This window comes from Blautia sp. CGZ-1-C1 (genome assembly GCF_056504575.1).
In genome coordinates, this window is the sequence record NZ_JBWLUT010000127.1 from 1 (window position 1) to 10,572 (window position 10,572).

Consider the following 10,572-nt stretch of genomic DNA (forward strand, 5'->3'; position numbering starts at 1 on the left):
AGTGTAACGAGAATGCGACGCGCAGTTATTCAATTCGACTCTGGCATCATTCCATAGTATTCTTTCCCAAAAACACTATGAATTAACTATACAATAAAATATTATCTCTGTAAAACAGAAAAAGTACCGTCTTTAAACGGTACTTCATTCTGAATGCGGATAACAGGACTTGAACCTGCACGGGAAGCCCACTGGTACCTAAAACCAGCGCGTCTGCCAATTCCGCCATATCCGCATCTTTATAAATTGTAGATTACTGCTCCAGCCGATATACCAACAAGTTGATTGTTGATGTACCAGTTTCTACAGAAGCAATAAAATAGCGGAAACCTCTTCATAAGATTTCCGCTATTTAATGAAGCATCGGGGATTCGAACCCCGGACAACTTGATTAAAAGTCAAGTGCTCTACCGACTGAGCTAATGCTCCATATTAAGACTGGGCTAGCTGGATTCGAACCAGCGAATGCAGCAGTCAAAGTGCTGTGCCTTACCGCTTGGCGATAGCCCAAAGGCGAAGGGTGGATACAGGGATTCGAACCCTGGGCCTCCAGAGCCACAATCTGGCGCGCTAACCAACTGCGCTATACCCACCACAGCGTGCCTGAAGGGATTCGAACCCCCGACCCACGGCTTAGAAGGCCGTTGCTCTATCCAGCTGAGCTACAGACACATCTCTCTGTGCATACAGAGAAGCGGGTGATGGGAATCGAACCCACGTATCTAGCTTGGAAGGCTAGTGTTCTACCATTGAACTACACCCGCATTTCGCTGAAACGGTAATGTTGTTGTTACAGCAGTCGGGGTGACAGGATTCGAACCTGCGGCCTCCTGGTCCCAAACCAGGCGCTCTAGCCAAACTGAGCCACACCCCGCTGTTTTTCTTTATTTATTTGTGCTTCGTTGTCCGACGCAAGACATATTATATGGTAAGCCACTCCAAATGTCAACACTTTTTTTCAATTTTTTTTGTTTTTTTTTGAAAAAGTGATTTTTTCGGTTTCAAAAAGTGCCGCAAAGCCGCTAAAATCAAGGCTTTGCGGGCTTTTCACTTTTTTGAAAAAAGTTTCATTTTTTTGCTTAAAAAATGGTTTGTGGGCATGGTTTTTAAGATTTTTTGTAAAAAAATATTTTTTTCGCACAATAAAAAAATCTCAATTTTTTATTTTAGATGTCTTCATAAATGAGCAAACTCAAAATATATTGTGTTCACAGTTATGGGGACATTATTTCAAAGGTATTTTATTTCTATCTGAGGATATTTTCCCTCTTCGATTTCCATAACTGCATAGCTCGGTCTGCGGCCACGCTGACGCGGATAGGTAAGACTGCCTGGATTAATCACAAGAATTCCGTTCTCTTCTTCGACTACCGGAGTATGGGTATGACCATACATTACGATCTGGCAGTCTTTTGCCTTTGCTTTCTCCACAATCCGGTCATGATCTTTGGACACAAAATAATAGTGTCCATGTGTCACCAGAATTTTATAGCCTTCCAGTGTTATCTCTTCTTCCTGTGGAAGATCTGTGAAAAAGTCATTATTCCCAGCGACAATGCTGCATGGGCATTCTGCCAGAGCTTCAATAAAGATTTCTCTTCCCTCTACATCGCCACAGTGGATCAGATAATCAAAAGGCGCCTCTCTGTACACTGCTTCCTCCAGATTTTCATCCCGTCCATGAGTATCGCTTACGATCAATACCTTCATTTCAGTTCTTCCTTTATAGCACGCAGAGCTTTGCCACGATGGCTGATCTTATTTTTTTCTTCCATAGACAGTTCTGCAGAAGTACATCCATATTCAGGAAGGTAGAAAATCGGATCATATCCAAATCCGTTCTCGCCCTTCTCTTCGTACCCTATACGGCCTTCCATTGTTCCACGTACTGTTTTTACACTTCCATCCGGAAAAGCCGCTGCAACGGCACATACGAACCTTGCAGTACGTTTCTCGTCCGGCACACCATTCAATCTTTCTATCAAATTGGCATTCTTAATGCGATAGGAGGTATCTTCTCCCATATAACGCGCAGAGTAAATGCCAGGCTCCTTGTTCAGATAGTCAATCTCCAGGCCAGAATCATCCGCAAGAGTGATCTCCCCTGTCATTTCGCAAATCGTTTTCGCCTTGATTATGGCATTTTCTTCAAAAGTAGAGCCATCTTCTACGATATCTGCATGGATTCCTGCTTCTTTCATAGAAACAACTTCCACATCCATATCCGCAAGAATTTCCCGGATTTCTTTCATCTTGTCCTGATTACCGGTAGCAAAAATTATTTTTTTCATAATTCTTTATGTCCTCTGTTTTATTTATTTCCATTTACTTCTGTATCCGTTTACTGTTTACGCTGTTCTGAATAACTTTCCAGCACATTCTTTTCAAAATAACTATGCTGCTTACTTATTTTTCTTCGGCGGGCGCGGTCCCAGAAACTGGTAATAATAAGTTTTCAGCATTCCATTATAAATCTTTCGGTTCTTGTCCGCTTTTCTTCCGATATCATTCTCTGCTTTTTCATAAGATGTGATCAGATACATCGACCACTTATCCAGTCTTGCATAACTTTCCCCGATTTCTCTGTAAAGCTGCGCAAGATTCTCTTTTTCTTCCAGTCGTTCGCCGTATGGCGGGTTTGTGATGATAAATCCATACGGCTTCGGATGGCGGAGTTCTTTTACCGGTCTCTGCTGGAAATGGATCAGCTTGTCCACCCCTGCCATTTTTGCATTTGCCCTGGCTGCTTTCAAAGCTTCCGAATCAATGTCAAAGCCCTGGATATCTGTATCAATGTTAAGATTTACCCTGTCCTGCGCTTCCTCATTGGCATCATACCAGCATTTTCTCGGAACTAAGTGTTTCCAGTCTTCTGCCAGGAAAGAACGGTTCATTCCCGGTGCAATGTCTGCTGCCATCATCGCAGCCTCGATCGGGAAAGTACCACTGCCGCAGAATGGATCGACCAGAATTCTGTCTTTATTCCATGGTGTGAGCATGATCAGCGCAGAGGCAAGCGTCTCTGTGATCGGAGCTTTTACTGTCATTTTACGATATCCTCTTTTGTGCAGGGATACGCCTGAAGTATCAATACCAATTGTAGCCACATCTTTCATAAATGCCACACGGATCGGAAAGCTTGCTCCGTCCTCCTCAAACCAGGATACCCCGTATACGCCCTTCAGACGCTCTACAATCGCTTTTTTCATAATAGACTGGATATCTGATGGGCTAAAGAGTTTACTTTTAACAGAATTCGCTTTTGCGACCCAGAACTTGCCATCCTTTGGAATGTAGTTTTCCCACGGAAGAGCCTTTGTCTTCTCGAAGAGCTCATCGAACGTTTCCGCCTTTACTTCAGCTACTTTCAGCAGGATTCTCTCCGTGGAACGCAGGAATATGTTAGCATCTGCAATTCCCTGGGCGTCTGCCTCAAATGTCACTTTGCCGTCCTCAACTTTTGTGATCTCGTAGCCAAGATCAAGGATCTCCCGTTTTAATACTGCCTCCATGCCAAAGTGACAAGGTGCTATCAATTCAAATTTTTCCATTCTTTGTCCTTTCTGATAATAATTCTTTCAGTAGATATCCGTCGGTTAAAGATTTATACTTTTTACAACATTTTTTTCAAAATCTTTGATTGTGAACACGCCATCCTCAAAGATTGCATATGTAGGAGGATTTCCCTCTTTTGGAATGGATACAGAACCCGGATTTAACAATACATATCCCTCTTTCTGTTCTGCCTTAAGTACGTGAGTATGTCCATGAATAAGGATGTCTCCCTCCTGAATCGGCGGCAGGTTATTCTCATTGTAGACATGTCCATGTGTAGCATAGAAAGTTCTTCCATCCAGATTTAAAATGCAGTAATCTGCCATAACAGGGAACTGTAATACCATCTGGTCCACTTCTGCTTCACAGTTTCCGCGCACAGCATAGATTTCTCTTTTCATGTCATTCAGCATGGCAATGACCTCTTTCGGGGCATATTCCTTCGGAAGATCATTTCTCGGGCCATGATAAAGCAGATCGCCCAGCAGTACCAGGCGCTCTGCCTTTTCTTCTTTATAAGCATCCAGCATCTTTCTGCAGTAATATGCAGAACCATGGACATCTGACGCAAACATATATTTCATAGTAAATATTCTCCTCTTTTCGATTAATCTGTATTTTCCTGCATCCAAATAGTACGTCACTGTTCACTTCATTCCAGGTAACGCAGCCAAAATTCATTCCCGATTGCCTGCGGCAAAGGAATTTTGGCTTGTATTCTTAAGGATTTTGGCATATATACACCTTATCATGCTTATGCCGAAATTACAAGATTTCTTCCCCTATATGCTTCAAAACCACCTATTACAGAACGGGTACGGTAGCCCAGTTTGGCAAGCTGACGGGCAAGAAGAAGGCTTGCACCGCCTCTGTCACAATATAACACCAGTGTTTTTCCGTTGGGAAATGTGGTATGTTCATCAATTTCAGCGTACGGCATGTTCACTGCCCCTTTTACATGGCTATGTGCATATGCCTCTCTTTCGCGCAGATCTATAATTAATGCGTCCCTGCGGTCCACATAATAATCCAGCATTTTTGCAGAAATCGTTTCCACTGGAAACATGGCAGACTCCTTTTTGTTATATCATATGTAGCAGCATCAAAAACTGCCAGCAGATTCATTCCACTGGCAGCTTTTTTTACTGTAACCCGTATTGTGTCATCAAGAAGCAGGCTAAATGCGAATTTTTATCACTAAGTTGTTCTCAATTCGCCTTTCTTTATTAGTATCTGTCCTCTTCTGAGCTATAAGACTGGGAAGTCTTATTTTTCACTTTGTTTTTTGCTTTATCTCTGCTGTCTGTTTCGTTTTTGCTTCTTGCATTGTCAGTATGGTTCATTTCGTTTCCATAGCTGTTTTTGCTTGTTGTGTCTGTGTAATTTCTACTGTTTTTACTCTCAGATTCATAATTTTTTGCCATTATTTTATTCCTCCTGATGCGTTTTATCTATCCGGCTCTTCCGGAAGTCCAAAAGAATCCGGACAGTTTTATGTCACACTTCATTACTGAATGTGCTTCACATTGACTATTATCCCAAAAACGCGGGGGAATATTCATCAAAATATGTTGCTTTTTTCACCAAGCTATATTATAATCATACCTGTAAAAAGAATTTACCCTTCAAAAATTTTTTTTACATAAACCCCTTATTTAATTATTTATACTCCCCTCGAAAGCCCCGGTAGCTCCCCTACTGGGGCTTTCCTTTAGTATTTATGCGGGTTTCCGGATTTTACTAATCTGAATTTTGTTAATATTTTTGTAACATTTATAATTTGTACCCAAATTTTACCCAAAATCATATTTTCATCCCCAAAAAACACTCATAAAAAGCATAAAAAATACAAAAAACAGCATCGCAAGCCTTATGCTATGCGATGCTGCCTTATTCTTTTATATTTCTCTTTTTCCTCTCATTTCATACACGCCAGCGAACGATTGCATTTTTTACATTTTTAAAAATCATTGCGTTTCTCCCCGTATGAGTTGATAAGGATATTTTACAATTTTTCTTTAAGTGCTACAATATGTGGCAAAAAATGTGGCGGACTTTTTACGCAACATTTTTTGTCAATACATAGAAGTCACTTTGAAACATTACCAGATTTTGGAGTCTACTGCTGCCTTTTCAATAGAAAGACCTTTCATATAGCTGTCCATAAATGCATTGAATCCCGCTACTCCTTCTGGTTTTGGATCCAGTGTGCTGCTTTCCTGATCTGCAAATACTTTATTGTCAAGGAATGCTTCCAGAGTTTCTCCCTCTTCCTTGTTTACAAGATAAGAAGCAAGAAGGGCAATTCCCCATGCTCCGCCTTCACCTGCAGTAGCCATTACAGATACCGGTGCATTTACTGCATCTGCAAGAATCTGCTGTCCGACACCTTTGGTCTTAAATAATCCACCATGTCCAAGAAGACGATCTACTTTTACATTCTCTTTCTCAAACAGAAGGTTCAGACCTACTCTCATAGCGCCAAGGCATGTATACAGATTTGTTCTCATAAAGTTTGCAAGGTTAAATTTGCTCTCAGGAGAACGAACAAATAACGGACGTCCTTCTTCGAATCCTGTCATATGCTCACCTGAGAAATAGCAGTAGGAAAGAAGACCGCCACAGTCCGGATCACCTTCCAGTGCTTTATTATAAAGAGTTCCGAAGAGATTATTCATATCTACTTCCATACCCATAGCTTCTGCAAATTCCTTAAATACATTTACCCATGCATTCAGGTCAGAAGTACAGTTATTGGAATGTGCCATAGCTACCAGATGTCCTGACGGAGTGGTAACCATATCAATTTCTTTATATGGTCTGGAAAGTTCTTTCTCCAGAACGATCATGGCAAATACAGAAGTTCCTGCGGAAACATTACCTGTACGTACTGCGACACTGTTTGTAGCAACCATACCTGTTCCTGCATCACCTTCCGGAGGACACATTGGGATTCCTGCTTTTAATTTTCCTGTTACATCGAGAAGTTTCGCACCTTCTTCAGTAAGAACGCCAGCATCCTCACCTGCAACAAGTGCTTTCGGCATAATGTCGCGAAGCTTCCATGAGAATCCATAAGGAGCTACCAGTTCATCAAATTTATCAACCATTTCCTGATTGTAATCTGCCTTTGTTGTGTCGATCGGGAACATACCGGCAGCATCACCGATTCCCAGAACTCTTTTTCCTGTCAGTTTCCAGTGTACATATGCTTCCAGAGTTGCAATATAATCGATATCCTTTACATGTTCTTCGCCATTAAGGATTGCCTGATACAGATGTGCAATACTCCATCTCTGCGGAATGTTATAGTTAAACAGTTCCATCAGTTTCTCGCTTGCTTCTCCGGTAATATTGTTTCTCCATGTACGGAATGGTACAAGAAGTTCTCCTTCTTTGTTAAAAGGCATATAGCCATGCATCATGGCGCTGACACCGAATGCACCTACAGATTCCAGTTCTACGTCATATTTTGCCTTTACATCTTTTGCCATGTCCTGATAGCAGTCCTGAATACCTGTCCAGATATCATCCAGACTGTATGTCCAGATACCATTTTCGTAGCGGTTCTCCCACTCGTGTGCGCCGGATGCGATCGGCTGGTTTTTGTCATCTACAAGTACCGCTTTGATTCTGGTAGAACCAAATTCAATCCCAAGTGCTGTTTTGTTTGCGAGAATCGCTGCTTTTGCTTCTGCTGCTCCCATTTTTATGTACCTCCTAGTTTCCATTATTTATCATTATTATCGCATTTTTCTTATGATTTTACTATCAATTTTTCTACTGTTTTTATGCGCTTTTTATACACATTTGGCTGTCATATCAGACTTTCCGATAGTCAGTCTGATATGACAGCCCTTATATCTGTATTACTTTTATCACTGTCCACTTTCTTTATTCACAAAGAATACATTATAAATATGTTAATAACAGACAGTATATCAGTCACAGTATTTTATTGATGCTGCAAACGGAGTGAACAGTAACTTCTTATTTTCTAAATGCGAGTTCATTCCATCTCAGCTCGTTCTTGAAGTCGCGGATGTTTGTGTCTTTGTCGATATAGACAGCTTCAATACCCATAGCTGCTGCCCAGTCTCCCATCTGTTCAGCTGTAAGGTCATAAGTGAATGCTGTATGATGAGCGCCGCCTGCAAGAATCCATGCTTCTGCACCTGTCTTAAGGTTCGGCTGTGGTGTCCAGAATGCGCTTCCTACAGGAAGTTTCGGCATTGGTTTCTCAACTTTCTTGCACTCTACATCATTGATGATCAGACGGAAACGATCGCCAAGGTCAATCAGAGATGTTGCAATAGCCGGGCCTGTCTTACTTGTAAATACAAGTCTTGCAGGATCTTCTCTGTCTCCCATGGAAAGCGGGCAAACTTTGATTCCGATCTTGCCATCAGCAACAGACGGGCAAACCTCAAGCATATGAGACTGAAGGATTCCCTCTTTTCCAGGTACAAAGTTGTACGTATAGTCTTCCATCATGGAAGTTCCCTTTGCATCTTTCATTCCGGCAGTCATAATCTTCATCAGACGAACCATTGCAGCTGTCTTCCAGTCACCTTCTGCACCGAATCCGTAACCTTTTTCCATAAGTCTCTGAATAGCAAGTCCAGGAAGCTGCTGCAGGGCCCCCAGATCACCAAAGTGTGTAACGATTGCCTGATAGTTCTTCTCTTCCAGGAATTTCTCAAATCCAATTTCAATCTGAGCCTGAACTGCTACATGACGTTTAAATTCTTCCGGATCTCTGCCTTCAAGAAGGATGTCATATTTGCTGTAATATTCATCAACTAATGCATCTACATCACCTTTTGCTACATCTTTTACATAATCAGCGATTTCATTTACAGGATAAGCATCAACTTCCCATCCGAATTTGATCTGTGCTTCTACTTTATCGCCTTCTGTAACAGCTACGTTTCTCATGTTATCTGCTACACGGCAAACACGGATATGGCTGCTTTCCATGATACCAACTGCTGTACGCATCCAGGAAGCAAGTCTTTCCTGAACTTCTTTGTCAGCCCAGTGTCCAACGATAACTTTTCTTTCAATTCCCATTCTGGAAACAATGTGTCCATATTCACGTCCACCATGTGCAGACTGGTTTTCATTCATGAAATCCATATCAATGGTGTCATAAGGAATTTCTTCATTAAACTGTGTGTGCAGATGGCACAGAGGTTTTCTATACTCTTTCAGACCAAGGATCCATGATTTGGCCGGTGAAAAAGTATGCATCCATGTGATAACACCTGCGCAGTCCTCATCTGCATTCGCTTCATTGAATGTTTTACGGATCAGTTCGTTTGTGATCAGTGTTGGTTTCCATACTAATTCAAATGGAAGAACACCACTTTTATTTAATTCTTCAACGATAATTCTGGAATGCTCAGCAACCTTTCTTAAGCATTCATCTCCGTAAAGATCCTGTGAACCTGTGCAAAACCAAAACTTATAGTTTCTTCCTGTCTTCATGATAAAATTCCTCCCTGGATTTTTATTTATTTTCAGATTTTAGATACATTGGCTGCCGTAAAAATTACTGATCACTTCGTGCTCAGCAACGTACCAGGCATTAATGTTTTAAAATCTGTATGTTTAATATCATTTTACCTATATAAAATAAGTTTTTCTTAACTCAGAAACTCTTATATCTGAAATCTCAACAGATTTATTTTTATGCCTTTTTACATGAGCCTCTGACAATCAGTTCCGGATGAATCAGTCTTTCGACTTTACTCTCTTCCTCTGGAATTCCATTAATCTTCTCCAGAATAAGCTCTGCGGCCATTTCTCCCAGTTTTTCCTGTGGATGGGCGATTGTTGTGATTCCATTTCCACGCTGTGCATACAGAGAATTATCATAGCCCGTTATCGAAATATCATCAGGAATTTTAATTCCCTGCTTCTCTAATTCTTCCATAACCTGAACAGCAATTTGATCATTATAACAGACAATTCCATCCGGAAGCTGTCCACTCTGTACCATTTCTTTTGCCATCAGTGCCGGTTTCACTTTTCTGTCTTCTGTGTGAAACCACACAACATCATCCGGATTATAAGAAATTCCAAATTCCTGCAATGCCCGGACATATCCTTTATGTCGTTCGAGTCCCTGCATATCATCTGCTTTAAAAAAGCCTTTGATTTTCTTATGTCCCAGTTCCAGCAGATATCTGGTTACAAGATAACCACCCTGTGCATCATCCATAAGAATATGCGGTTTATCTCTCATCTCAGAATAAATTCCCTGAATAAACACATACGGTATTTCAAACTTATCCAGATTCTGATAAAGACTCCTGTGTTTGCATACCATCTCACTTTTACTTGGTTCAATGATAAGACCGTCAATGTCTTTCTTCAGAAGTTCTTCCAGACATCTTGCTTCTTTCTGTCTGCTGTTTGCTGTGTTTTTCAGAATAATACTGTAACCTCTTTCCGAAAGAACATTATCCATTCCCTGTATCAGTCTTGGAAAAATATAATCGGAAATATATGTGGTAACTACTGCAATATTCTTCGATTTCTTTATATGACGCATATTTTCAGAACAATAAGTGCCTTTTCCATGAAACGCTTCCACATATCCATCCTGTTCCAGAATCCCCAGTGCCTTACGGACTGTATGTCTGCTCAGGGAATATCTCTGTGAAAGTTCATTTTCCGAAGGAAGCTTTTCTCCCGGCCGGATGGCTCCTGATACAATATCATTCCTGAGCTGCTCCATTAGTGAGAAATATTTAGGCTTTCCATTATCTGTCATGTCTTCTTCCCTCCTGTATCTAGAATACAACTTGTACGCACATACGAACAAGTTGTTTTTTATGCATAAATTATACAAAATCTCAGGAGGTTTTTCATCACTTTTTCCTAAATATTTTTTCAGTTATTCATGTATTAAGCCATTATCCTTTGCCTGTCGATAACACTCTCTACCAGGCTTATCTAATGCGACTCTGTCATACCACTTCTGTCATTACCGTAATTACCATAAATCTA

Annotated in this window: 10 protein-coding genes and 7 tRNA genes; all 17 read right to left on the reverse strand. The window is 40.9% G+C overall.

Translation table 11 applies throughout. The annotated features are described in order from the left end of the window. Positions 1–154: 154 nt before the first annotated feature. Positions 155–235: transfer RNA gene (locus AC058W_RS11955), tRNA-Leu, on the reverse strand. Positions 236–356: 121 nt separating this feature from the next. After that, positions 357–429, reverse strand: a tRNA-Lys gene (locus AC058W_RS11960). Positions 430–438: 9 nt separating this feature from the next. Further along, positions 439–510: transfer RNA gene (locus AC058W_RS11965), tRNA-Gln, on the reverse strand. Positions 511–519: 9 nt separating this feature from the next. Then, positions 520–593, reverse strand: a tRNA-His gene (locus AC058W_RS11970). A gap of 5 nt (positions 594–598) precedes the next feature. Beyond that, positions 599–672 (reverse strand) — tRNA-Arg (locus AC058W_RS11975). A gap of 21 nt (positions 673–693) precedes the next feature. Further along, positions 694–764 (reverse strand) — tRNA-Gly (locus AC058W_RS11980). A 35-nt stretch (positions 765–799) separates the two neighbouring features. Next, positions 800–874 (reverse strand) — tRNA-Pro (locus tag AC058W_RS11985). Between the two features lie 84 nt (positions 875–958). Then, positions 959–1,141: a hypothetical protein gene (locus tag AC058W_RS11990; protein ID WP_117845197.1), complete on the reverse strand. Its 183-nt coding sequence runs from the start codon at positions 1,139–1,141 to the stop codon at positions 959–961. A gap of 89 nt (positions 1,142–1,230) precedes the next feature. After that, positions 1,231–1,710, reverse strand: a complete 480-nt coding sequence (locus tag AC058W_RS11995) for a metallophosphoesterase family protein (RefSeq protein ID WP_118138122.1) — start codon at positions 1,708–1,710, stop codon at positions 1,231–1,233. Beyond that, the gene (locus AC058W_RS12000) at positions 1,707–2,291 is read right to left on the reverse strand and encodes an XTP/dITP diphosphatase (RefSeq protein WP_181977713.1); all 585 of its coding nucleotides are present in this window, start codon (positions 2,289–2,291) and stop codon (positions 1,707–1,709) included. Before AC058W_RS12000 ends, AC058W_RS11995 begins: the two co-directional genes overlap by 4 nt. A 111-nt stretch (positions 2,292–2,402) precedes the next feature. Next, a complete protein-coding gene (locus tag AC058W_RS12005; RefSeq protein ID WP_118138124.1) occupies positions 2,403–3,551 on the reverse strand; it encodes a THUMP domain-containing class I SAM-dependent RNA methyltransferase in 1,149 nt (382 codons plus the stop codon). Positions 3,552–3,596: 45 nt separating this feature from the next. After that, on the reverse strand, positions 3,597–4,139 hold the full coding sequence (yfcE, locus tag AC058W_RS12010; protein WP_117845203.1) for a phosphodiesterase: 543 nt from the start codon (positions 4,137–4,139) through the stop codon (positions 3,597–3,599). Between the two features lie 170 nt (positions 4,140–4,309). Then, the gene (locus AC058W_RS12015) at positions 4,310–4,621 is read right to left on the reverse strand and encodes a rhodanese-like domain-containing protein (RefSeq protein WP_117676756.1); all 312 of its coding nucleotides are present in this window, start codon (positions 4,619–4,621) and stop codon (positions 4,310–4,312) included. A gap of 160 nt (positions 4,622–4,781) precedes the next feature. After that, positions 4,782–4,979, reverse strand: a complete 198-nt coding sequence (locus AC058W_RS12020) for a hypothetical protein (RefSeq protein WP_117845205.1) — start codon at positions 4,977–4,979, stop codon at positions 4,782–4,784. A 678-nt stretch (positions 4,980–5,657) separates the two neighbouring features. Further along, positions 5,658–7,262, reverse strand: a complete 1,605-nt coding sequence (locus AC058W_RS12025; protein ID WP_479390112.1) for a xylulokinase — start codon at positions 7,260–7,262, stop codon at positions 5,658–5,660. Positions 7,263–7,545: 283 nt separating this feature from the next. Next, complete coding sequence (araA, locus tag AC058W_RS12030) at positions 7,546–9,045, reverse strand: L-arabinose isomerase (RefSeq protein ID WP_117676753.1); 1,500 nt, start codon at positions 9,043–9,045, stop codon at positions 7,546–7,548. Positions 9,046–9,247: 202 nt separating this feature from the next. Further along, a complete protein-coding gene (locus tag AC058W_RS12035) occupies positions 9,248–10,336 on the reverse strand; it encodes a GntR family transcriptional regulator (protein ID WP_117845211.1) in 1,089 nt (362 codons plus the stop codon). Positions 10,337–10,572 lie beyond the last annotated feature (236 nt).